The following is a 23,833-nucleotide window of genomic DNA, read 5'->3' on the forward strand; positions in this document are numbered from 1 at the left end:
TCCTTATGCGCGGTCGGCCACGCGCTCGCCCATGATGCCGGACGGCCGCACGGTGAGCACGAGGATCAGCACCACGAAGGCGAAGATATCCTGGTAGTGGCTGCCAAGGAAGCCGCCGGTCAGGTCGCCGATGTAGCCGGCGCCCAGGCTTTCGACCAGCCCCAGCACGATGCCGCCGATCATGGCGCCGTAGATATTGCCGATACCACCAAGCACGGCCGCGCAGAACGCTTTCAGGCCGGGCAGGAAGCCCATGGCAAACTGGATCGACGCGTAGTTGGCGCCCCACATCACGCCAGCCACGGCAGCAAGCGCCGCACCGAGCGCAAACGTCAGCACGATCACCTTGTTGGAATCGACGCCCATCAGGCCGGCGACGCGCGGGTTCTCGGCCGTGGCGCGCATGGCGCGGCCCATCTTGGTTTTTTCCACCAGCAGCACCAGGCCGACCATCGATGCGGCAGCGAGCACCAGCAGCAGGATCTGGGTTTGCGAAATCAGCGCGCCGCCGATCAGTACCGGCTCGGGCGACAGCAGTTGCGGGAATGGCAGCGGGTTGCGGGTCCAGATCATCATGGCAATCGTCTGTAGCAGGATCGATACGCCAATGGCGGTGATCAAGGGAGCCAGGCGCGGCGCGTTGCGCAGCCGGCGATAAGCGACCCGCTCGATCAGCACGTTGACGATCATGCAGACTGGAATCGCGCCGCCGATGGCAATCGCCAGCTTGATATAGCCGGGCATTTCGGGCGCATATTGATTGAGCAAGTTGAGGATGGTCAGCCCGGTCATGGCGCCGATCATCAAGACGTCGCCGTGGGCGAAGTTAATGAGGTTGAGCACGCCGTACACCATGGTGTAACCGAGCGCGACCAGTGCGTACATGCTGCCGAGCACCAGCCCGTTGATAATTTGTTGGATAAGGGTATCCATTGAGAACCTTTACTATGTTATGCCTGCACCACGTAACAAAAACGGCACCCGGAAAGCAAGTTCCCGTAGTGCCGCAGTTGGCTACGCATTCATAATGCAAGTTTCGTACCAGAAGTACCGCTGGAGACGAAACGACAAGCTTTTAAGAGCGAGGCAATGATAGCGAGATTCTGGAAAAACTAACAGCGGAATAACTCAGCAGTAACTGAATTAAATTCCGCCGCGATCAAGGCGTTTTTACGCGACGCCCTCGATTGGTGCAAGTTTTGGACCATCGAGGCCCTTGGGCAAAGGGAATGTGACCGACTCTTCCACGCCGTCGAGCGGACGTACGCTGCGCACGCCGCACTCTTTCAGGCGCGAAATCACGGCTTCGACCAGAACTTCGGGCGCCGACGCGCCGGCGGTCACGCCCACGCGCACCTTGCCGTCGAGCCAGGCCGGGTCGATCTGCGAAGCGTTATCGACCATGTAGGCAGGGGTACCCATCTTTTCGGCCACTTCGCGCAGGCGATTCGAGTTCGAGCTGTTGGGGCTGCCCACCACGATCACCAGTTCCACCTGCGGCGCCATGAACTTGACGGCTTCTTGGCGGTTGGTGGTGGCGTAGCAGATGTCGCCCTTTTTCGGCTCGATAATTGCCGGGAACTTGCGCTTGAGCGCGGCGATGATTTCGATGGTGTCATCGACCGACAGCGTGGTCTGCGACACGTAGGCCAGCTGGTCGGGCTTGGCCACCACCAGGTGTTCGACATCGTCCACGGTTTCCACCAGGTACATGCCCTGGTCGGTCTGGCCCATGGTGCCTTCCACTTCCGGGTGGCCCTGGTGGCCGATCATGATGATCTCGCAGCCCTGCTTGCGCATCTTGGCCACTTCCACGTGGACCTTGGTCACCAGCGGGCAGGTGGCGTCGAAAATCGACAGCCCGCGCGACTCGGCCTCGGCCCGCACCGCGCGCGAAACGCCGTGTGCCGAGAATACCAGCGTATTGCCGGCCGGGACATCGTCGAGATCCTCGATAAAGATCGCGCCCTTGGCGCGCAGGTCGGCCACGACATAGGCGTTGTGGACGATTTCGTGGCGCACATAGATCGGCGCGCCGAACTGGTTCAGGGCACGCTCGACGATTTCAATGGCCCGGTCGACGCCGGCGCAAAAGCCGCGCGGCTGGGCCAGCAGGAGTTCTTTATCGCTCATGGGTTAATCCTCAAGGTTCAGTCTCACAGCACCGAGATCAGGTTCACTTCAAATTTCAACGGCTGGCCGGCCAGCGGATGGTTGAAATCGAATAAGCAGGTTTCCGCACCAAGCTCGCGCAGGATGCCGGCAAAGCGCCCGCCGCCGGGCGCGGCGAAATCGACCAGGTCACCGATTTTATAGTCCGCATCGGGCGCCGAGTTGGCGTCGAGCGTGGCGCGCGACACTTCACGGATCAGCTCCGGGTTGCGCGGACCGAAGCCCACGCCCGGTTCCAGCTCGAAGGTCTTGTGCGTGCCTTCGGGCATGCCGAGCAACAGCTCTTCAAGCACCGGCGCCAGTTGTCCCTGGCCCAGCATCAACGTGGCCGGCGTGCCGCCGAAAGTGGTGACGATATCTTTGCCATCCACGGAGGCCAGGCGGTAATGCAGGGTGAGATAGGCCGACGGGGTGACGACAGGTTGCTCGTTAGACATGACGTGAATTCGGTAAGCTGACAAAGGCTGTATTGTAAGCCACCTTGCCTGATTCGGCCTGATCGTCAGACTCAGAGCTCGATATTTCAGCGGCAAACTATAATCGAGCCCATGACGGACCACTTCCAACATCCGATATTTACCAAACTCATCAAATGGGCTGCCCTGTCGTGCCTGATCGGCGTGCTGGCTGGCGCCGCGTCGGCCGCCTTTTTGCTCGCGCTCGATGCGGTGACGCACTGGCGGGGGCAATACCGTTGGCTGATCTGGCTGCTGCCGGTCGCCGGCCTGCTGGTGGCCTGGTTGTACCGGCGTTATGGCGCCGGTAGCGATGCCGGCATCAACCTGCTGATCAACGAAACCCGCGCGCCCACTCACCCCATCCCGCTGCGCATGGCGCCGCTGGTGTTGTTCGGCACGCTGACCTCGCACCTGCTCGGCGCCTCGGTCGGGCGTGAAGGGACGGCCGTGCAGATGGGCGGTGCCCTGTCGGACCAATTGAGCAAACTATTCAGAGTCAGCAATCGCACCCGTACCCTGATCATCACGGCCGGCATGGCGGCCGGTTTCGCGTCCGTGTTCGGCACGCCCGTGGCCGGCGCCATCTGGGGTATCGAAGTGGTGGCGCTGACCGGCATGGCTGCCAGCGCCCTGCTGCCCTGCCTGCTATCGGCCGTAATCGCACACTTCGTCACGCTGGGCCTGGGAGCCCACCACATGCATTACGCGGCGGGCGCCATGCCGGCGCTGGGCGGGATGCCGCTGCTGCTCGTTGCCGTTGCCGGCGTGGCGTTCGGACTGGCGGCGCGGGCTTTTTGCATGGCCATCCATGGTTTCTCGGCGCTGTTTAAACGCTGGGTGGCCAACAGCCTGCTGCGCCCGGTCATCGGCGGCATGGTGATCGTACTGTTTGCCATGACGGTGAACAGCGCCGACCGTTACCTGGGTCTGGGCTTGCCGGTGCTGCAGGCAGCCTTCTCGGGACAGGTAGCGCCGCAGGATTTCCTGGTCAAGCTGGTCATGACGGCCTGGTCGATCGCCAGCGGCTTCAAGGGTGGCGAGGTGACGCCGCTGTTCTTCGTGGGCGCCACGCTGGGCCACGTGCTGGCGCCGCTGCTACAACTGCCGCCGCCGTTCCTGGCGGCAGTGGGCCTGGCAGCGGTGTTCGCGGGCGCATCGAACACGCCGCTGGCCTCCACCATCCTCGCCATCGAACTGTTCGGCTTTGATATTGCCGTGTATGCAGCTTTCGGTTGTGCGATCAGCTACCTGGTCTCGGGCCGGCACGGGATTTATGCGGCCCAGCGGCTGCTATACCCGAAGTTGAAATAAGAACGCTTCCTCGCGCCATGCCCCGCTACCGGTGCATGGCAATCCGCTGCCTCCGCCCTAACCGCCACGGTTATAACCGCCGCACGCTTGATGTACGCCCGTTCGCGGCCGAACCTGCTCCGCATAATTGCTAGACAACTGCGGCGGAGAAACCCGATGACAATCAACCAGTGGCCCAAACACCAGCGCCCGCGCGAGCGCCTGATTCGCGACGGCGCCGGTGCGCTGTCCGATGCGGAATTACTGGCGATCTTTCTGCGCGTGGGCGTGCGCGGCATCGATGCGGTCCAGCTCGGCCAGCACGCGATGCAGCACTTCGGTTCGCTGCAAGGTTTATTTGGCGCCACCCTGCCGGAGTTTTCCGCGATCAACGGCATGGGCCCGGCCAAGTTCGCCCAGCTGCAGGCGGTGATGGAACTGGCGCGGCGCGCCATGCTCGAGGAGTTGCGCCGCCCCACCACGCTCGGCTCACCGCAGGCGGTGAAACAGTACCTGCGGCTGCTGTTCAACGGACGCACCTTCGAATCGTTTTACGTGTTGTTCCTCGACGTCAAAAATCGCCTGGTCGATGTGAAGGAGCTGTTCCGAGGCACGCTGACGCATACCAGCGTCTATCCGCGCGAAGTCGTCAAGGAAGCGCTGGCGCGCAACGCCGCCAGCATCATGCTGGCCCACAACCATCCGTCGGGTACAGAAGACCCCAGCGAGGCCGATTTGCGGCTGACCAGGTCGCTGGTGCAGGCGCTGGCGCTGGTCGATATCCGCATCCTCGATCATTTTGTGGTGGCGGGACACCACGTGCATTCGTTCGCTGAGCACGGACAATTATAGGTTTACCCCTGCTCGCTCAAGGGTTTACGCGCAATTGTTAAATTTTACGAGATATCCATGACACTATTGTTTTTCACAAGTCATTGAATATCCTAAGTTTTTTGGATATACTCTTGTTTTTCCAATTGTGGAATGTCTTTTAAGGAGTGCGTTATGGCACGTGTTTGCCAAGTTACTGGGAAGAAGCCGATGGTCGGCAACAATGTTTCCCACGCAAACAACAAAACCAAACGTCGTTTCCTGCCTAACCTGCAGAACCGTCGTATTTTTGTTGAATCTGAAAACCGCTGGGTCTCCCTGCGTCTGTCCAACGCTGGTCTGCGCGTAATCGACAAGGTCGGCATCGATGCCGTTCTGACCGACATGCGTGCCCGTGGCGAAAAAGTCTAATTAGGGAGCTACCATGGCAAAAACTGGCCGCGACAAAATCAAGCTGGAATCGACCGCAGGTACTGGTCACTTCTACACCACCACCAAAAACAAGCGCACGATGCCTGCTAAAATGGAGATCATGAAGTTCGATCCTAAAGCACGCAAGCACGTCGCTTACAAAGAAACCAAGATCAAGTAATCGATCGCCGTTTCCTGAAAACCACCTCCGGGTGGTTTTTTTTCGTCCCTGCATTGTGTCGGGACGAAAAAAACCCCGCATGGTGCGGGGCCTTTACGACAACAACGACAGCTTAAGCGTAGCTACGCAGCCTCAGCGAGAACTCTTGCAGCGACTTGATGCCCGACGCTTCGGCGCGGTTGCACCAGTCTTGCAGCTTGTGCAGCAGCTGCTCGCGGGTGAAGTGCGAACGTTCCCAGATCACACCCAGCTCCACGCGCATGGTGTGCATGGTTTCCAGCGCCTTGCTGTGCTGGAACAGCTCGATCAGTTGCTCCTGCTGCGGCGCTTCCAGCTTGCCCGGCTCGCGCTGCAACAGCTTGCGCGACGATTTCAGGAAGCGCGATTCGAGCTTGGCTTTTTGTTTCAGGTGCTCGCGCTCTTCGTTCCAGGCCGACTTGACCGACTTGGCGTACTTTGCCATGACGTCGTAGCGGTTGGCGATGACGGACGCCAGCGTGTCGAAGTCCGCTTCCACTTTGCCCTTGGCAAACTTGGGTTCCGGTGCGCGGCGCTTGACCTTGGCCAGGCCGACGATTTCCAGCGCGCGGATATAGCCCCAGCCGATGTCGAACTCGTACCATTTCGACGACAGTTTGGCCGACGTGGCAAACGTGTGGTGATTGTTGTGCAGTTCTTCGCCGCCGATCAGGATGCCGAACGGGATGATGTTGGTGGCAGCGTCGCTGCAATCGTAGTTGCGGTAGCCCCAGTAGTGCCCAATGCCGTTGATGATGCCGGCGGCAGTGACAGGGATCCACATCATCTGCACGGCCCACACGCTGATACCGATCACGCCGAACAGGGCGAAATTGATGAAGAACAGCGCGATCACACCGGATGCGGAAAAGCGCGTGTAAAGGTTGCGCTCGATCCAGTCGTCAGGCGTGCCATGACCATACTTTTCCATGGTTTCCAGGTTTTTCGATTCGGCGCGATACAGCTCGGCACCTTCCCAGAATACTTTTTTGATGCCACGCGTGACCGGGCTGTGCGGATCTTCTTCGGTATCGCACTTGGCGTGGTGCTTGCGGTGGATCGACGCCCACTCCTTGGTCACCTGGCCCGTGGTGAGCCACAGCCAGAAACGGAAGAAATGGCTGGGGATCGCATGCAGCTCGAGTGCACGGTGCGCCTGGTGGCGGTGCAGATAAATCGTCACGGCGGCAATCGTGATATGGGTCACGATCAGCGTGTAAAAAAATACTTCCCATGCACTGAAGCGGGTAACGCCGTTGGCAAGAAAATCCAGTACCGCATGTAAACTCAAGCTCATTCTCCAAAAAAGGCCAATGTTGCAACAAGGCGGATCCGCCAATATTGCTCTTTACAACAGGCGCAAAAAATCAATCTGTCTTATGCACAGCACGCCATTGTACGATGATTTGAGGACCTTTTGACGATAGGCCCGTGCGGTCCATGCCTAAGTTTTCAGCACGCTCGTGCTTAATGCCGGATCAGCCCTGGGTATCATGCTCGGGTGGCTGGCCGGGCACGCGCATTTCGCGCGCCGGGAATGGCACCAGCACGTGGTTGTCCTTGAGCGCGCGCCAGATCGCGCGGTTGACGTCGGACGTCACGCCACCCCGCCCTTTTTCCGGATCGTTGATCCAGAAACTCAGTTGCAAGTCGAGTCCATCGACGCCAAAGCCGACCAGGGTGGCCGACGGCCCCTTGTCCTGCAACACGCGCGGCACGGTGCGCGCCGCATCTTCGAGCAGCTTGAGCACCATGTCGACATCGGTCTCGTAGGCCACCGACACCTTGGTGGAAATATTGACCATGCTGTTCGACAACGACGAATTCTGCACCGCGCCCGATACCAGCATCTCGTTTGGCACGATCGATTCCATGCCGTCGAGACCCTGCAACACCGTGTAGCGCGTGTTGATCTGCGTAACGCGCCCGCTGTACTTGTCCACCGTGATCATATCGCCGATGGTAAGACTGCGGTCGAGCAGGATCACGAAACCGGACACGTAGTTGCTGGCGATCTTTTGCAGGCCGAGACCGAGACCGACGCCAAGCGCGCCGCCAAACACCGACAGCACGGTGAGATCGATTCCCACCAGCGACAAGCTCAACAGCACAGCCACGAGGATCAGCACGGCGCGCGCAGTACGCGACACCACCACCCGCAGGTTGGTGTGCATGCCCTGCATTTTCATCAGCCATTCTTCGAGCGCGGTGCCGGCCCACAGCGCCAGCATCAAGAGCACCACCACCGAGATGGCCGCTTGCAGGATGTCGGCAATCGAGACCTTGTACTTACCGAGCGGCAGCACCGTGTGGTCGAGGAAATAAAACACTTCGTCCCACATGCCGGTGATGTAGAGCACGTAGGCAGCCCACACCAGCAACTGGAACAGCTTTTCGAACGAGACCATGCCAGGGCTGATCTCGCGGTGGCGCGCGAACACGCGGCGCAGCACGTAGAAGGTAAACCGGATCGCCGCCAGCGCGCCGAAGATCGGCATCGCCACGTTGACCAGGTTGGTATGCGGCATGTACTGGCGCAGCACCAGGCGCGACAGCCACAGCAGGCACATGATGGCCAGCGGCCCCATCACCCTGCCGAAGCTTTCGACACCGAAGCGTGCCATATTGCCCTGGCTTTCGTTGCGACCGAAACGGGTGCGCAGCATGGTGGCCAAGGTCCAGCCCAGCACGATGGAAGCGACGATGGCGCCCAGCTGCCACACCAGCAAAATATTCTTGAAGTCGCCGGTGATATCGTCGATCAGTTTGAGGAGCGGCTGTTGTGGGGTCATCGTCAAGTCTTAGGTCGTGCGGGAATGGTCCGGACAGGGACTGTGCCCTGCCCGGCCGTGCTGGTTACTGCGGTTACTCTTCTTCTGCTTCTTCCTGTACCGGTGCGGCCTTCCTGGCCATCGGCTTGCGCTCGAACACGGCAGCAAAGAAGCCGTCGGTCTGGTGCTTGTGCGGCAGCAGTTTCAGGAAGTCGCCCATTTCCAGGTCGATCTTCTGTTCGGCCAGCACTTTGCTCATCGGTACCAGTTCGAAGTCCGGGTGGGCTGCCAGGAACTGGTTGGCGATGAAGTCGTTCTCTTCGTCGAGGAAGCTGCAGGTGGCGTACACCAGGCGGCCACCGCCCTTGAGCAGGCGCGCGGCGCCGTCCAGGATCGCGGCCTGCTTGGTCTGCATTTCAGCGACAGCGCTTTCCTGCTGGCGCCATTTGACGTCCGGATTGCGGCGCAGGGTACCGAGACCCGAGCACGGGGCATCGACCAGCACGCGGTCGATCTTGCCGGCCAGGCGCTTGATCTTGGCATCGCGCTCGTGCGCGATCAGCACCGGGTGCACATTGGACAGGCCGCTGCGCGCCAGGCGCGGCTTGAGCTTGGCCAGGCGTTTTTCGGAGACGTCGAACGCATACAGGCGGCCGGTATTGCGCATGGTGGCGCCCAGGGCCAGCGTCTTGCCGCCGGCGCCGGCGCAAAAGTCCACCACCATCTCGCCGCGCTTGGCGCCGACCACGGCCGACAGGATCTGGCTGCCTTCATCTTGCACTTCGATATGGCCGTCCTTGAACAGCGGCAGGTTTTGCAGCTGCGGCTTTTGCAGCACGCGCAGGCCCAGCGGCGCGAACGGCGTTGGCGTGGCGCGGATCGGCGCTTCGGCCAGGGTGGCGATGACGTCGTCGCGATTGGCCTTGATGGCATTCACGCGCAGGTCCAGCGGCGCCGGCTGGTTCATGCCGTCAGCCAGCAGCAGGGTTTCTTCTTCGCCCATTTGGGCGACCAGCTTGTCGAACAGCCACTTTGGCATGTTCGAACGGCTCGACTTGTGCATCACCTTGCGGTCGATTTGCAGAATGCGCTCGACCCACTGCACTTCATCGTCGGTCAGGCCACCGAGCGACTCGACACCGACCGCGTCGGCCATGCCCAGCAGGGTCAGGCGACGCATGGTGGCACCGCCGCCTGCTTCGGAGAAATCGGTATAAAACGATTTGTTGCGCAGCACGTTGTACACGCACTCGGCCACGGCGCCGCGTTCGCGGCCGCCCAGGCGCGGGTGGTCTTTGAAATAGCGCGACAGGGTAGTATCGGCTGGCGCGGCAAAGCGCAAAATCTCGCGCAACACTTCTTCGGCGTTGGCGAGTATCGCTGGAGGCAATCTCATGGAAATCCTTGGTTAATATTTCTGCTGTGTTTCAGCGGTCTGCGATCAGTGTTCGAGGACCTGGGTATGTTCTTGCGCCATCGTCAGCTTGCCATCCACGAAATCGCGCACGGCCTGCGGGTAAAGCTTGTGTTCCTGTACCAGCACCCGCGCCGACAGGGTGTCGGGCGTATCCCCGGGCAATACCGGTACCCGCGCTTGCGCGACGGCCGGGCCATGATCGAGCTCGGCAGTGACAAAATGCACGGTCGCGCCGTGTTCGGTCACGCCAGCCGCCAGCGCCTGCGCATGGGTGTGCAGGCCCGGGAACAGCGGCAGCAGCGACGGGTGGATATTGAGCATGCGGCCCGCGTAATGGTCCACGAAGCCCGGCGTCAGGATGCGCATGAAGCCGGCCAGCACCACCAGGTCGGGCGCGTAGCCATCGATGACGGTTTGCAGGGCGGCGTCGAACGCTTCGCGGCTGGCGTAATCCTTGTTCGAGACCACGGCTACAGCAATGCCATGCGCGGCGGCAAATTCGAGCCCGCCGGCGTCGGCACGGTTGCTGATCACGGCGGCAATGCGGGCCGGCCAACGCTCGGCCTGGGCCGCGCGCACGATCGCTTCCATGTTGCTTCCGCGACCTGAAATAAGGATGACGATGTTTTTCATAGGCCGACATTGTACCTTGTCCACACCAAGCGGACCAGAAAATGCCGAGGTTAGCGACGATTATGCTGCAGCGCAGCAGGACTCAGCCCCGGCGCATCAGTGGCAACGGAGGATGGTTTGCGGCCTACTCGAACGAGTAGAACACGCGGAACGGGACCTGCTTTTCGGCCCAATAATCGGCAGCATCGCGGAAGACGTCAAGCAGGGTTTCCCGTGCTTCCTTGTCAAATTTTTGGGCATTCGGCAATTGTTCGAGCACGACCAGGAAACCCTCCTGGTGGCCGGCAGCGGCCATGGTGGTAGTCAGCGTTTCGCGCAGACCGTCGAAATTCTTGCCTATGCCCTTGGGAAACTGGAACGATTCGGCGATCAGGCCCAGCACTTGCTGCTTGGTGGCACCGGCGAGCGGGTGCGCATACAGGAAGTGATGGCCGAGGCGCGCCGCCTCCTCCTGCAATTCGACCACGCGGAAAGCGCGGATCGACTGCACCAGGTTGGCGGGCACGGTCATCAACAACGTCTCGTTTCCCTCGATCTGACCAGGTATGTACGGTGTGTCCACTTTGTTGTCGAGAGTGCCTAGCTTGTGAATTAATGAGTAAATAATTTGAGCACCTGTCCACTTAACACGGCCGGCGGGTCAGTGCCAACCGTGGTCGATTCAACATGTTTTTGAATCCCATACGCTTATTAGGGTAACGTGTTGTTCCTCCCAGATCAACACGAAGTTGATTCGTGGCGCAATATTTGTTAAAACTGGAACATTCTGAGGGGGTTTTAAGACGAAATCGGCACATTTGTCAGGATTCGCCGGCGGTGGCGTTTCTGTCCCGCTGTTACAATTTGTTGCCACAGATACCAGTTGGCCACTGGCCCCGAAGCGCCAACCGGACTACCATACAATCACGCGTCTCAGACTACCTGACACGCACCCCCGACAGTCAAACAACACGAGGTATCAAACATGAGCCTGCACACCAAATTGATCGCGGCAGCCCTCTGCGTCAGCGCCCTGCCGCTCGCACAAGTTGCCAGCGCCGCCGATTTCGAAGATTACGGCCGCGTGGTGCGCGTAACGCCGCAGGTCGAGCAGATCAACCGTCCGCGCCAGGAATGCCGTACCGAATACGTGCAAGTCCAGCAACCGCCGCCACAGCGCGGCGTCGGCGGCGCCATCATTGGCGGCCTGATCGGCGGCCTGGCCGGTAACCAGGTGGGCGGCGGCAGCGGCCGCTCGGCAGCCACCGCTGCCGGCGCCATTGCCGGCGCGGTGATCGGCGACCGTACCGAGAACTCGAACGTTCCCAACAGCGGCGGCTACCAGGAGCAGCAAGTCAAGCAGTGCCGCACGGTCGATCATTGGGAATCGCGCACTTCCGGCTACCAGGTCACCTACGAATATCGCGGCCGCAACTACACCGACGTCATGTCGTACGACCCGGGCGAACGCCTGCGCCTGCGCGTTGCCATCGAGCCGATGCAGCGCTAATCGTCCACCAAGCGTTGTTCTGTACCGAAATAATGCCGGCCCCCGTGGCCGGCATTGTCGTTTACGGCTTGCCGCTGGCCGCGCCCACGCGGGATAATGCCGGTTCACTCCCGCCCCCACCTGCCCAATGCTGATCAAACGTAAATCCATCGAAAAAGAAGAATCCTCCCGCCCGGCGCGCAAGCCCAAGTTTGCACCGGTCACGCTGTCCGAGCAGGACGGTGTGCGTTATCTGCATTTCGGTACGGAATGGGTGCAAGGCGCGATGCGTATCCGCAAACCAAACTGGCCCGAACTCGAATACGCGCAGCAGATGATGGCCGCCATGCTGTGGCAGGAACAGCCGCGCCACCTGGCCCAGTTGGGCCTGGGTACGGCGACCCTGACCAAGTTCAGCTATACCACCTTCCCGGACGCGACGATTACGGCGGTGGAACTCAATCCATCGGTGATCGCCATTTGCGAGTCGATGTTCAAGCTGCCGCCGAACGACGCCCGCCTGCGCGTGCTGGAAATGGACGCACTCGATTTCGTCAACGACGAGGCCAACGCCGGCACCATCGACGCCCTGCAAGTGGACCTGTACGACGCCACCGCGCGCGGCCCGGTGCTCGACACCGCCGAGTTCTACCAGGCGTGCAACCGCTGCCTGAGCGATGATGGCATCATGACGGTGAACCTGTTCGGCGACCACCCGAGCTATGCGCGCAACATCAAGGCCATCAAGTTCGCGTTCGCGCAAGTGATTTGCCTGCCGGAGGTCCATGATGGCAACGTCGTGGCGATCGCCTTCAAGCGCCAGCGCGCCATCGACCTCGAGGCGCTCACCGCGCGCGCCGCGCAGATCCTGGCCAACACCAAGCTGCCGGCCAAGTCGTGGGTCAAGGGCATTGCCGCCAGCCTGACCAGGTAACGCAACAAGCAGCAGCGGCGCCGGAACGGTCCGGCGCCGAGACAGTGGGAGCTTCGCATGGCCGCACCGCTCGATCTGCAAGACATCTATAACTGGCTGCTGGCCGACGGCATGGTGCGCAAGAGCGAGATCAATACGCTCCACGCCCACAGCCAGGCCATCATGAAGAACAGCCCCATGCACCCGCTGTGCGCGGTAGCGCATGGCAAGCTGCTCTCGGCCCAGCCGCCGCACAAGCTGCTCACGCTCGACGCCTTGTGCGAGTGGATGGCGCACCGTCACCAGTTGCCCTTCATCCGCATCGACCCGCTCAAGATCGATTTCACCAAGGTGGCCGACGTCATGTCCGCCAGCTACGCGGCGCGCTTCCACATCCTGCCCGTCGAACTGACGCCGGACGTGCTGGTGGTGGCCACCTCGGACCCCAACGCCACCGAGTGGGAAGCGGAAATTGCGCGGCTGTCGCGCCGGGCCATCCGCCGCGTGATCGCCAACCCGCTCGACATCGCCCAGTACACCACGCAGTTCTTCAGCCTGGCCAAGTCGATCAAGAAGGCCAACAAGAGCAACAGCAACGAACTGGCGCTGCGCAACAACTTCGAACAACTGGTGGAACTGGGCAAGGCCAGCAAGCAGGTCGATGCCAACGACCAGCACGTGATCAACATCGTCGACTGGCTATGGCAGTACGCGTTCGAACAGCGCGCCTCCGACATCCACCTCGAACCCAAGCGCGACATGGCATCGATCCGTTTCCGCATCGACGGCGTGCTGCACCAGGTGTACCAGGTGCCGGCGGTGGTCATGATTGCCATGACCGCGCGCATCAAGCTGCTGGGGCGCATGGACGTGATCGAAAAACGCCGCCCGCAGGACGGCCGCATCAAGACCCGTACCGCCGGCGGCCAGGAAGTGGAACTGCGCCTGTCCACGTTGCCCACCGCCTTCGGCGAAAAACTGGTGATGCGTATTTTCGATCCCGACGTGGTGGTGAAAACCCTGCCGGAGCTGGGCTTCCCGGTCGACGACGCCGCGCGCTGGGACAGCCTCACGCGCCGCCCGCACGGCATCATCCTGGTGACAGGCCCCACCGGCTCGGGCAAGACCACCACCTTGTACACCACGCTCAAGGCGCTGGCCACGTCCGAAGTCAACGTGTGCACGGTGGAAGACCCGATCGAGATGGTGGAACCGGCCTTCAACCAGATGCAGGTGCATCCCGCCATCGACCTGACGTTTGCCGACGGCGTGCGCGCGCTGATGCGGCAAGACCCGGACATCATCATGGTCGGCGAGATCCGCGACCTGGCCACAGCCGAGATGGCGATCCAGGCCGCGCTCACCGGCCACCTGGTGCTGTCCACGCTGCACACCAACGACGCGCCGTCGGCCGTAATGCGGCTGCTGGAACTGGGCGTGCCCTACTACCTGCTGGAGGCCACGCTGATCGGCATCATGGCGCAGCGCCTGGTGCGCACGCTGTGCGAGAACTGCAAGGCGCCCGACGGCGAACTGGCCGACGACCTGTGGCACAGCCTGGGCGGCGCCTGGCACATGCCCAAGCCGGCCGCCATCTACCGCGCCGTGGGCTGCGCCGAGTGCCGGCAAACCGGCTACCGTGGCCGGACCGGCCTGTACGAACTGATGACGGTGACCCAACAATTCGGCGAACAGATCCGCGAAGAAACCGACGTCCACGCGCTGCGGCGCCAGGCCGTTGCCGACGGCATGAAACCGCTGCGCATCGCGGGCGCGCTCAAGATCGCCGAAGGCGTGACGACAGCGGACGAGGTGCTGAAGGCCACCGCGGCGTTGACTTCTGCGAAGACGTAAAGCCGTCACTCCCGCGCAGGCGGGAATCCAACTTGACGCGCCGTCGAAAAAACTCCTTGGCACCAACCGTCGAGCTGTATATAATACGGCCTCTTTCGGGGGTCGTTAGCTCAGCTGGTAGAGCAGCGGACTTTTAATCCGTTGGTCGCAGGTTCGAATCCCGCACGGCCTACCACCGAATTTCAGCAGTACAGATCAAGGTTACAAGCGTCAGCTTGCTAGCCTTTTTTTGCGTCCAAATTTCCCTTCTCCCCGTGTTATCTCGTCCGCGCCCCCTTTTTTCGAGGCTGCTTTCCCTTGATTACAAATTGGTAATGTACGCATTTAAAAATTGATATGATTTTTTTTGCATGGAATAATCAGCTACGAATTTGATCGATACCGAACGGGTACGCTCCCCTGAAAACCCAGGCCTTTGAACGTAGAGTTTATGCAAATGACGCCAATAGCGATCCCGGGATTGAGAATAACTCTTCGGATAATCAAGCTGAAAAACAGCATTATTTTTTCGGCTGCGCCTGTCGCGGGAGACGGTGCATGAGCACATTGTTATTCAGGCACGAGGCGCTTGACGCCCGCAGCACGCATTGGGCCGGCACGATTATTCTGTTACGTCCCAGTTTCGATGCGGCTGGCGGCCGCATTTGCGGCAGTCGTGACCGTGATGCTGCTCGGTTATTTAACGGTGGGAGAGTACACGCGCAAAGTGCGGGTAAGCGGACAACTGGTGCCGACTGCCGGCGTGATCAAGGCGGTGGCGCCCCAGTTCGGCCGTGTTCTGAACCGCCCGGTAAACGATGGTGACACCGTCAAAGCTGGCCAGGTCATCTACGAATTATCATCCGAACGCGACGCCCAGGGCGGGGGCATCGACACCCGTATCGACGTGTCGCTGGCCGCCCGGCGCGACCTGTTGAACCAGGAGCGGATACTACAGACCCAGCAACTACAGCAGCATGAACACGCACTACGCGCCAAGCGCCTGCTGATCCAGGAAGAACTGACACGCCTGGACCAGGAACTGCGGCTACAACAGGATCGCATTGCGACCGCGGAAAAAACGCTGGACCGGTATCGCTTGCTTCGCAGCCAAGGTTTCGTATCGGAGTTCCAGTTGACACCCTATGAAAACGACCGTACAGATCAACTGGCACGCAAGCAAACCCTGGAGCGGACCAAACTAGTGGCCACAGGGGAGTTGATGCAGGCGCAGGAGGATGCCAGCCAGGTTGCTGGCCAAATTCGCCTCAACGCCGGGCAGACTGAACGCACACTTGCCTCGCTGGACCAGGAGTCTGCAGAGCACCAGGGACATAGTCCGGTACAGGTGCTGTCCCCGGCCGACGGTGTTATCACTGCGTTGACGGCGGAAGCCGGGCAAACCGTCAATCTGGGCGCTTCCCTGGCCAGCGTGATACCCGCCAGCAGTACGCTGGAGGCGCACCTGCTGGCGCCATCGCATGCGATCGGTTTTCTGGAACAGGGACAAACCGTATTACTCAGGCTTGCCGCCTTCCCATACCAAAAATTCGGCCAGGTCGAAGGGACCGTGATACGCGTGGAGCAGAGCCCGATCGCTGAGGGAACCGGCATGGTCGCTGCCGCCGCGGCGGACGCCGAACCGGTATACCGGATCGTCGTCAAGCTGGACCGGCAGTCGGTGTGGGCATACAACAAGCAGCAATTATTCAGGGCGGGGATGACGCTGGATGCGGACATCCGCCAGGATCGCCGACGACTGATCGACTGGGTGATGGACCCGTTGATCAGTGTCGCGAAAGGCCGTGCAGGGTGACGTCAACACCCCGCACGGTGGTACCAGGCCATTCCATCGGAATGTTCAATCAACCAGATAGAGGAATAGCACAAAATGCGTTTGATAACAAATGAAGAGCTGTTCGCGGTCGCTGGTGGCGAAGAAGAAATGGAGAGCAACGATGGCGGTGGCGGCGGTGGCGAGGGTGGTGGTGGTGGCGACATGCAGGTGGTGACGATCACTGCCACCAGGGCGGACGTACAAGCGGCCCGTTACGAAAACTTTGCCGACAATGCCGCCGGTTACATCAGTGCCGCCGCCGGCATCGGCGCAGGCGCCGTGGTCACGGGCGCTTGCGTTGGCATTACCGCCATCGTATCGGGCCCGGCCGCGCCGGAAGCGGTGGCGGTGGCGGCGCGTCCCTGCGCGTACCTGGGCGGTGTGGCGGCCACAGGGGTGGGCGTATATACCTCCAACTACCTGAGACAGGCGCTGCGCTAATCGATCAAAAGTTACTTGTAACCATGACGCCAGCGCCCGGACGCGTACGATCATTGCGGACGGGCGCGGGTTCACCACGGGAACCATCACCATGAAAAGCAAAAAAAATATACTGATATTTTTTATCTCAGTATTTTTTGTCTGTTGGATCTTTGCGTTAGCTCTCACTTATTATCTCGGGAATTTCAATTTATTCTCCGCGACCATAATTGCATTGTGTGGTTCGATTGGCGCCTCCGCCACTGCGCTGATCTGTGAAAAAATCGCGGGGAAATAATAGAGGAATAGTTGATGAGAAAAATAATTATCATTCTTGGTTTATTCTTCCTGACTGGCAGTTGCCGGGCGCTCGACTTTCCGCTCATGCGTCTCACTAAAGATGGTCACAGCATTTTACTGATCGGGTCCATGCATATTGGCATCATGGATCCATCGCGAACAAAAGAGATTAACGCGCTACTTAAAGAAACCGGCAGCATCTGCATGGAAGACGACGCCGGCGATATTCCAGGCGCGCAGCGCGTTGCCCAGGCGGTGTTTGGCAATCCGCCGGGCCAGCGCTTGCGCGACCGTCTCGGTGACGCGCTGTACGACCAAAGCAAGAATCAACTGCAGTGGTATCTGGCCAAGGGCGGAGCGATCGACGACATTTCGCCCTATGCCGTGGCAAGTCTGCTGACGATGAATATGCCGGCCATGCGTGATTTCACGCTGCGACTCACGCCGCAGCAATCGCTCGACGCCGCGATCCGGTCGGCGGCGGTGGCGCACGGCCAGCAACTGCTCACCATCGAAAGCAGCGACGCCGTTCCTGCGGCCTTTGCGCGCCTGACGGAGGATGAATGGCGCTATTACGTCGCCGGCACATTGAAGATACTGCACTGCCCGGAGTGCGCGGCATCCTATTCGGAAAACATGATCCACGCCTACGACGCCACGACCGATGCCGAGGCGGCGCAGCGGCGCGCACAGCAGGCTATGGCGAGCGACCCCAGGCTGCTTGCCATTTTCGAGAAACTGTTTTACGGAGAGCGTAACATCGCGATGGTCAACAATATCGAACACGACGCTCTCGCGCATCAAAAATGCAGCGTGGTGGCGATCGGTGCTGGTCATTTGGGTGGCCCGCTCGGTGTCGTGGCCAGACTGCGGGAGCGCGGGGTAAAGGTCGAGAAACTGACGTCGGTGGACGAGGCACAGCGTGGACACGATTGAGCCAGTGAGCTTGCGATGAATAAATCCGCTGTTGAAGCCAGTCTCGGACGACTGGAATTTTTCGCCCGGCGCATGCCGGTAATCATCCAGACCGAGGCCGCAGAGTGCGGCCTTGCCTGCCTGGCCATGATCGCCGGCCACCACGGCTTTCTTACCGATTTGTCGGCATTGCGCGCGCGATTTTCGCTATCGCTCAAAGGCAGCAATCTCGCTCAACTGGTGCGTTACGCCAACGATCTGAATCTGTTCTCGCGCCCTTTGCGGCTCGAGGTGGACGAACTGTCGAGCCTCAAGCTGCCCTGCATATTGCATTGGAACCTGAACCATTTCGTGGTGCTGCAAAAGGTGGAACAAAAAGGGATCGTCATCCACGATCCGTCGGTCGGCGTGCGCAAGGTGGCGTTCGCCGAAGTGGGCAAACATTTTACCGGCGTCGCACTCGAACTGACCCCGACCATGCAGTTCACCGTAGCCGACGAGGCGCGGCGGGTATCCCTGCACGGCCTGATGGGCAAGGTGGAGGGACTGTGGAAATCGCTGGGACTGGTCATGGCGATGGCCTTGGCACTGGAAGTATTCAGCCTGATTTCGCCCATGTTCAACCAATGGGTGGTGGACGAGGCGCTCGCCTCGGCTGACCGCGACCTGCTGAACGTGCTGGTGATCGGCTTCGTTCTGATGCTGGTGATTCAGACGTCGATTTCGTTGGCGCGGGGCTGGACGGTGATGTACCTCGCGACGCACCTCAATTTGCAATGGACCACCAACGTATTCCGGCACATGTTGCGGCTGCCGGTAGCGTGGTATGAAAAACGACACCTGGGCGACATTGTCTCACGCTTCGGCTCGATCGGCGCTATCCAGCAGACGCTGACCACCGGCTTTATCGAGGCCATGCTCGACGGCCTGATGGCGATCGCAACGCTGGCCATGATGCTGCTATACAGCCCGAAACTGACACTGGTGGTGGTGTTGGCCGTGCTGCTGTATGCCATGTTGCGCAGCTTGTCGTATCGCCCATTGCGGGCAGCGAGCCAGGAAAGCCTGATCCTGTCCGCCAAAGAGCAAAGCTGTTTCCTGGAAAGCATTCGCGCGGTACAGGCAATCAAACTGTTCGGGCGCGAGCTGGATCGTCAAAGCCGCTGGCTCAATCTCAAGGTCGACTCGGTCAACCGCAGCGTGCGCACCCAAAAGTTCATGCTCTGGTTCGGCATCGCCAACACCGGTCTGTTCGGCATCCAGGGACTGTTGCTGTTCTGGCTGGGCGCACACATGGTGATGGACGGCGCGTTCACGGTGGGCATGCTATTCGCCTTCACGTCCTACAGCGGACAGTTCACCAGCCGCCTTGCCTCGTTGATCGACAAGTTTTTTTCGTTCCGCATGCTGTCGCTGCACGCCGAACGTTTGGCCGACATCGTGCTGGAAACCGCCGAAGAAGACACCCAGCATGAGGCCGACGCAACCCAGCTGCAGTCGCGCATCGAATTGATCAACGTCAGCTTCCGCTACGGGCAAGGCGAGCCCTGGGTGGTCAGGCATCTCGACCTGGTGATCGAACCCGGTGAATCGGTGGCGCTGGTGGGACCGTCTGGTTGCGGAAAAACTACGCTGGTCAAGCTGATCCTGGGCGTGCTGTCACCGTCCGAAGGTGAAATACGCTACGGTGGCATGCCGATCCAGGCCCTGGGCCATCGCGCATATCGCCAGGCCATGGCGGTGGTCATGCAAGACGATCAATTGTTATCGGGCTCACTGTCCGACAACATCAGTTTTTTTGATTCCCACGCGGATCAGGATCGCATCCAGGCATGCGCCAGGCTGGCCGCCATCCACGACGACATCGCCGCCATGCCGATGGGCTACCACACGCTGGCGGGCGATATGGGTACCACTTTATCAGGTGGACAAAAGCAGCGGGTACTGCTGGCGCGGGCGCTGTACAAGTCTCCCAAAGTGCTGGTGCTGGACGAGGCGACCAGCCATCTCGACGTGGAGCGCGAGCGCATGGTCAACCAGTCGATACGGGCGCTCGACATCACCCGCATTTCCGTCGCTCACAGGCCCGAGACGATCGCCATGTGCGGACGCGTCGTGTGGCTTAACCATGGCACAATAGAACAGGATTTCAGACAGTTAGATACCCATGCCGCCTGATACGCAACCACGCATCGAACGGCTGTTCGTCAAACCGGCCCGCAACGAGCCCATGCGTGCTGTCGAGGCACTGGCGCTGGTTGCCCGGTTCGGCATCGCCGGCGACATCCACGCCCACAAGCTCAGCCCGCGCCAGGTGCTGGTCACGCTGGCCTCTGAACTCGACGCGCTGGGACTGGCGCCGGGCACGCTGTACGAAAACCTGGTGATCGAGGGCGCGGTGCCTGAGGACTTCCGCCCCGGCAGCGCCATCGTCAGTGGCGCCGTCGAAATCCGGCTCACCATGCACTGCGAACCGTGCCAGCGCATCGCGCCGCTGGTCGGCAACCTGGCGGCCATGGTCGGGCGGCGCGGCATCCTCGGCGTGGTGGTCCATGGCGGCACGCTGCGCACGGGCGATGCCGTCTCGCTCATTCCGGGGCGTTACTCACCGCTGCCGGCATCGGTGCAGCAAAAATTCAGCGACTTTGTTGCGACCATTCCTGCAGGTCGCGTGGTGCGCTACCGTGATGTGACCATGGCCATCGGCGTCGATGACAGCTTCGTGCGCGCCCTGCCCGGCTACATCAGGCGCAACCTGGACGCCGGGCTGCCGCTGCACCGTATCGTCGACGGACGCGGGCAATTGCTGGCGGCGCTGCCGCAGCAGGCAGGCATGCTGGCCGCCGAAGGTGTACCATCGGATGGCGCGGTCGATCTAAGCCGTTTTCTGTGGCAGGGCTGACCTGGGCCCCGCGCCAAAATTCAGCACCGATCAATATTTTATAAACGATATGCCTGGAAATGCCATGCGCCGCGCAGTTCGCTCCTTGCCAGTGCTGTTGCTCTGCTGCCTGCTGCTGGCGGCAGGCAGCCAGGCGCAAAACATCGTCACGCTGCGCGTGGCCGCGCAGACCGGCACCGAGCCGAAGTTCATCGACGGCGGCAACGGCCGCGTGATCGGCCTGTGCATCGACATCTTCCGCACCATCGAGCGCATCGACCCGGGACTGGTGTTCGCGGGCGACCAGCAATGGCTGCCGCTGATCCGCGCCGTGTCGGAAGTCACCACGCGCCAGGACGACGTGGCGTGCGCCATCCAGCGCTCGCCGGAGCGCGAGCGGCAACTGGTATTCCTCGATCCTGTCATTATCCAGTTCCAGTACCTGCTGGTGGCGCGCGCAGACGACCAACTGGTGGTCAACAGCTGGGACGACCTGCGCGCGCTCGGCGAGCGCGGTGTGGTGCTGGTCAACCGGGGCTTCACCACCTCGGATTACCTGAAGCAGCTGGGCGGCCTGCAGATCAACGCCAGCGCCACCGATCCGGCCATCAACCTGCAAATGCTGGTGGCGCGGCGCGGCCGGGTTTTCCTGCACCGTAATCCGGGACTCAAGACACTGATCGCACGCACCGGCATGACCGACAAGGTCAAGGTGCTGCCGCACGTGATGTACGAGAACCCCACCTATATCGCCATCGGCAAGCATGTCGATGCAGCGGTGGTGGCACGCGTGCGGCGCGCGCTGGAGCAGATGGAGCACACCGGCGAACTGGCGCGCATCGTCAAAAAATGGGAGTAGCCGCCGCACGATGACAAGCCCGAATTGACAGCCCCGGCAGTATTGGTCACTATCGCTTTTTAACTTTTTATTGGGCGACTGTTTTGATGACCATACCGCGACTTTCCGTTCTTGCCTTTACCCTTGCCACCGTGCTCGCCGGCCCGTCACAGGCGGCGGCCGAAGCGCCGGCCGCCAAGCGCGCCATCACCCACGAAGACGTGTGGCTGATGAAGCGCGTGGGCGCTCCGACCGTCAGCCCGGACGGCAAGTGGGCGGTGTTTTCCGTCACCGATCCGGCCTACGACAGCAAGGAACAATGGTCGGACCTGTGGATCAAGTCGCTCAATGACGACAGCGCACCGCGCCGCCTCACCTTCAGCAAGGGCGGCGAAGGCGCCGTCAACTGGTCGCCCGACAGCCGCCAACTGGTGTTTACCGCCAAGCGCGAAGGCGACGACGCCGGCCAGATCTACCGCATCGACATCGCCGGCGGCGGCGAAGCCCAGCGCCTTACCACCCTTACCCTCGGCGCACGCACACCCAAGTTCAGCCCCGACGGCAAGCAACTGCTGTTCGTCAGCGACGTCTTTCCCGGCGCGGCCAGCGAGGAAGACAACAAGCGCATCGCCAAGGAACGCAAGGACCGCAAGTACAACGTGCGCGCCTACGAGACCTTCCCGCCGCGCTTCTTCGACAAATGGCTCGACGATAAAAAAGTGCGCCTGTTCGTGATGGATGCCGCCGTCGGCGCCCAGCCACGCGATGTACTGGCTGGCACCAGGCTGGCGCAAATGCCGGGCTTCGGCGGCGGCCAAGGCGACGAGGGCCAGTCGCTCGACGCCATCTGGTCGCAAGACGGCAAGACCATCGTTTTCTCGGCCTCCACCAACCGCGACGAGGCGGCGCGCGCGTCCGGCTACACGCAAATCTTCGCGCTGCCGGCAGCCGGCGGCGAGGCACAGCAGCTCACCCAGGACAAACACAGTTACAAGGCGCTCAAGTTCAGCCGCGATGGCAAAACCCTGTTTGCGCTGACCGAGGAAGAAGCGCCGGGCAAGGTGTATGACGTCTCGCGCCTGGCCAGCCTGGCCTGGCCGGTGACCAACCCGGCGCCAAAAATCCTGACCTCGTCGCTCGACCGCTCGATTTCGCGCTTCGCCCTGCCCGATGGCACGAACCGCATCGTGTTCAGCTACGAGCACGCGGGCCTCGAGCAACTGCACTCGATCAAGTACGACGGCAGCGACCTGCGCGCGGAGAATTCGCCCGCCACCGGCGCCATCGCTTCTTTCAACGCTGGCGGCAAGGCCGTAGTGGGCGTGTGGGAATCGGCCATCAATCCACCGGAGGTGTATTCGTTCAACGGTACACCGAAGCGCCTGACGTCGTTCAACGTCGAACGCGCGGCGGCCATCGACTGGCAGGCGCCCGAGCACTTCTGGTTCAAGTCCAAGGATGGGCGCATGATCCACAACATGATCATCAAGCCGGCCAACTTCGACCCGGCCAAAAAATATCCGCTGTTCTCTGTGATCCACGGCGGCGCCGCCAATATGTGGCGCGACCAGTTCGTACTGCGCTGGAACTACCACCTGCTGGCCAAGCCCGGCTACGTGGTGCTGCTCACCGACTACAAGGGTTCGACCGGCTACGGCGAAGAATTCGCGCGCGCGATCCAGGGCGATCCTTTAAAAGGTCCGGCCGAGGAGCTGAACGAGGCGGTGGACGAAGCGGTCAAAAAATACAGCTACATCGACGGCGCCAAACTCGCTGCTGGTGGCGCCAGCTACGGCGGCCACCTGGCCAACTGGCTGCAGGCGACCACCACGCGTTATAAAGCCATCGTCTCGCATGCAGGCGAGATGGACCTGATCATGCAGTGGGGGACCAGCGACAGCATTTACGGCCGTGAAGTCAACAGCGGTGGTCCGGTCTGGGAAAACCTGCCCGTGTGGCGCGACCAGAGCCCGGTGATGCAAGGCGGGAACCACGCCAAGGGCACCGGCTTCACCACGCCAATCCTGATCTCGGTGGGGGAACTCGATTACCGCGTACCTGCCAACAACGCACTGATGAACTTTGCCACCCAGCAGCGCCTGAACGTGCCGAGCAAACTGCTGGTCTTCCCGGAAGAGAATCACTGGATCCTCAAGGGCGAAAACAGCCGCTACTTCTACAACGAAGTGCACGGCTGGCTGGCCAAGTACCTGAACTGACTTCGGGACGCACGCTACCAGGCGTTA

The 23,833-nt window shown here is 61.1% G+C and carries 22 protein-coding genes and 1 tRNA gene; 15 read left to right on the plus strand and 8 right to left on the minus strand.

The genetic code is table 11. From position 1 onward, the window contains the following. Positions 1–3: 3 nt before the first annotated feature. The 3 genes from ASF04_RS10485 to ASF04_RS10495 form a co-directional block, all read right to left on the minus strand. Positions 4–933 (minus strand): branched-chain amino acid ABC transporter permease, encoded by a 930-nt coding sequence (locus tag ASF04_RS10485; protein WP_056140901.1) that lies wholly within the window; start codon positions 931–933, stop codon positions 4–6. Positions 934–1,170: 237 nt separating this feature from the next. Further along, positions 1,171–2,133 (minus strand): 4-hydroxy-3-methylbut-2-enyl diphosphate reductase, encoded by a 963-nt coding sequence (ispH, locus tag ASF04_RS10490; RefSeq protein ID WP_019922923.1) that lies wholly within the window; start codon positions 2,131–2,133, stop codon positions 1,171–1,173. A gap of 23 nt (positions 2,134–2,156) precedes the next feature. Then, positions 2,157–2,609 carry a peptidylprolyl isomerase gene (locus tag ASF04_RS10495; RefSeq protein WP_019922924.1) on the minus strand — a complete coding sequence of 151 codons (453 nt, stop codon included), beginning with the start codon at positions 2,607–2,609 and terminating at the stop codon, positions 2,157–2,159. Between the two features lie 111 nt (positions 2,610–2,720). On the opposite strand from ASF04_RS10495, the gene ASF04_RS10500 reads away from it, so the two are divergent. From ASF04_RS10500 to rpmG, 4 genes are all read left to right on the plus strand, one after another. Then, on the plus strand, positions 2,721–3,941 hold the full coding sequence (locus ASF04_RS10500; protein ID WP_056140905.1) for a chloride channel protein: 1,221 nt from the start codon (positions 2,721–2,723) through the stop codon (positions 3,939–3,941). 156 nt (positions 3,942–4,097) lie between these two features. Continuing rightward, positions 4,098–4,772: a DNA repair protein RadC gene (gene radC, locus ASF04_RS10505; RefSeq protein ID WP_056140908.1), complete on the plus strand. Its 675-nt coding sequence runs from the start codon at positions 4,098–4,100 to the stop codon at positions 4,770–4,772. Positions 4,773–4,925: 153 nt separating this feature from the next. Beyond that, positions 4,926–5,162: a 50S ribosomal protein L28 gene (gene rpmB, locus ASF04_RS10510; RefSeq protein WP_026637479.1), complete on the plus strand. Its 237-nt coding sequence runs from the start codon at positions 4,926–4,928 to the stop codon at positions 5,160–5,162. 13 nt (positions 5,163–5,175) lie between these two features. Beyond that, positions 5,176–5,343 (plus strand): 50S ribosomal protein L33, encoded by a 168-nt coding sequence (rpmG, locus tag ASF04_RS10515; RefSeq protein ID WP_019922928.1) that lies wholly within the window; start codon positions 5,176–5,178, stop codon positions 5,341–5,343. A 112-nt stretch (positions 5,344–5,455) separates the two neighbouring features. Here the strand turns inward: rpmG and ASF04_RS10520 are convergent, their stop codons facing one another. The 5 genes from ASF04_RS10520 to ASF04_RS10540 all read right to left on the minus strand — a co-directional run bounded on the left by ASF04_RS10520 (position 5,456) and on the right by ASF04_RS10540 (position 10,693). Then, the gene (locus tag ASF04_RS10520) at positions 5,456–6,658 is read right to left on the minus strand and encodes a fatty acid desaturase (RefSeq protein WP_056140912.1); all 1,203 of its coding nucleotides are present in this window, start codon (positions 6,656–6,658) and stop codon (positions 5,456–5,458) included. Positions 6,659–6,839: 181 nt separating this feature from the next. Next, positions 6,840–8,153 (minus strand): mechanosensitive ion channel family protein, encoded by a 1,314-nt coding sequence (locus ASF04_RS10525; protein WP_019922930.1) that lies wholly within the window; start codon positions 8,151–8,153, stop codon positions 6,840–6,842. Between the two features lie 73 nt (positions 8,154–8,226). Beyond that, positions 8,227–9,528, minus strand: a complete 1,302-nt coding sequence (locus ASF04_RS10530) for an RsmB/NOP family class I SAM-dependent RNA methyltransferase (RefSeq protein WP_056140915.1) — start codon at positions 9,526–9,528, stop codon at positions 8,227–8,229. 45 nt (positions 9,529–9,573) lie between these two features. After that, positions 9,574–10,182, minus strand: a complete 609-nt coding sequence (gene purN / locus ASF04_RS10535; protein ID WP_056140917.1) for a phosphoribosylglycinamide formyltransferase — start codon at positions 10,180–10,182, stop codon at positions 9,574–9,576. A 124-nt stretch (positions 10,183–10,306) separates the two neighbouring features. Then, positions 10,307–10,693 (minus strand): barstar family protein, encoded by a 387-nt coding sequence (locus ASF04_RS10540; RefSeq protein ID WP_019922933.1) that lies wholly within the window; start codon positions 10,691–10,693, stop codon positions 10,307–10,309. Positions 10,694–11,146: 453 nt separating this feature from the next. Between ASF04_RS10540 and ASF04_RS10545 the strand changes: the two genes are divergently transcribed. From ASF04_RS10545 to ASF04_RS10595, 11 genes are all read left to right on the plus strand, one after another. Then, a complete protein-coding gene (locus ASF04_RS10545; RefSeq protein WP_056140920.1) occupies positions 11,147–11,671 on the plus strand; it encodes a glycine zipper 2TM domain-containing protein in 525 nt (174 codons plus the stop codon). 127 nt (positions 11,672–11,798) lie between these two features. Then, positions 11,799–12,584, plus strand: a complete 786-nt coding sequence (locus tag ASF04_RS10550) for a spermidine synthase (protein WP_056140923.1) — start codon at positions 11,799–11,801, stop codon at positions 12,582–12,584. Positions 12,585–12,641: 57 nt separating this feature from the next. Continuing rightward, the gene (locus tag ASF04_RS10555; RefSeq protein WP_056140926.1) at positions 12,642–14,417 is read left to right on the plus strand and encodes a GspE/PulE family protein; all 1,776 of its coding nucleotides are present in this window, start codon (positions 12,642–12,644) and stop codon (positions 14,415–14,417) included. Positions 14,418–14,516: 99 nt separating this feature from the next. Continuing rightward, a tRNA-Lys gene (locus ASF04_RS10560) sits at positions 14,517–14,592 on the plus strand. A gap of 450 nt (positions 14,593–15,042) precedes the next feature. Further along, the gene (locus ASF04_RS10565; protein WP_056140929.1) at positions 15,043–16,212 is read left to right on the plus strand and encodes an HlyD family secretion protein; all 1,170 of its coding nucleotides are present in this window, start codon (positions 15,043–15,045) and stop codon (positions 16,210–16,212) included. A 75-nt stretch (positions 16,213–16,287) separates the two neighbouring features. Then, positions 16,288–16,674 carry a hypothetical protein gene (locus ASF04_RS10570; RefSeq protein ID WP_056140932.1) on the plus strand — a complete coding sequence of 129 codons (387 nt, stop codon included), beginning with the start codon at positions 16,288–16,290 and terminating at the stop codon, positions 16,672–16,674. A gap of 291 nt (positions 16,675–16,965) precedes the next feature. Beyond that, a complete protein-coding gene (locus tag ASF04_RS10575) occupies positions 16,966–17,889 on the plus strand; it encodes a TraB/GumN family protein (RefSeq protein ID WP_082488678.1) in 924 nt (307 codons plus the stop codon). A gap of 72 nt (positions 17,890–17,961) precedes the next feature. Then, positions 17,962–20,046 carry a peptidase domain-containing ABC transporter gene (locus ASF04_RS10580; protein ID WP_255360917.1) on the plus strand — a complete coding sequence of 695 codons (2,085 nt, stop codon included), beginning with the start codon at positions 17,962–17,964 and terminating at the stop codon, positions 20,044–20,046. Continuing rightward, the gene (locus ASF04_RS10585) at positions 20,036–20,770 is read left to right on the plus strand and encodes an MGMT family protein (protein WP_056140940.1); all 735 of its coding nucleotides are present in this window, start codon (positions 20,036–20,038) and stop codon (positions 20,768–20,770) included. Before ASF04_RS10580 ends, ASF04_RS10585 begins: the two co-directional genes overlap by 11 nt. 64 nt (positions 20,771–20,834) lie before the next feature. Continuing rightward, complete coding sequence (locus ASF04_RS10590) at positions 20,835–21,608, plus strand: ABC transporter substrate-binding protein (RefSeq protein WP_056140944.1); 774 nt, start codon at positions 20,835–20,837, stop codon at positions 21,606–21,608. 86 nt (positions 21,609–21,694) lie between these two features. Further along, positions 21,695–23,806, plus strand: a complete 2,112-nt coding sequence (locus ASF04_RS10595; RefSeq protein WP_056140948.1) for a S9 family peptidase — start codon at positions 21,695–21,697, stop codon at positions 23,804–23,806. The last annotated feature ends 27 nt before the right edge of the window (positions 23,807–23,833 follow it).

The organism is Duganella sp. Leaf61 (assembly GCF_001421905.1).
GTDB lineage: Bacteria > Pseudomonadota > Gammaproteobacteria > Burkholderiales > Burkholderiaceae_D > Rugamonas > Rugamonas zoogloeoides.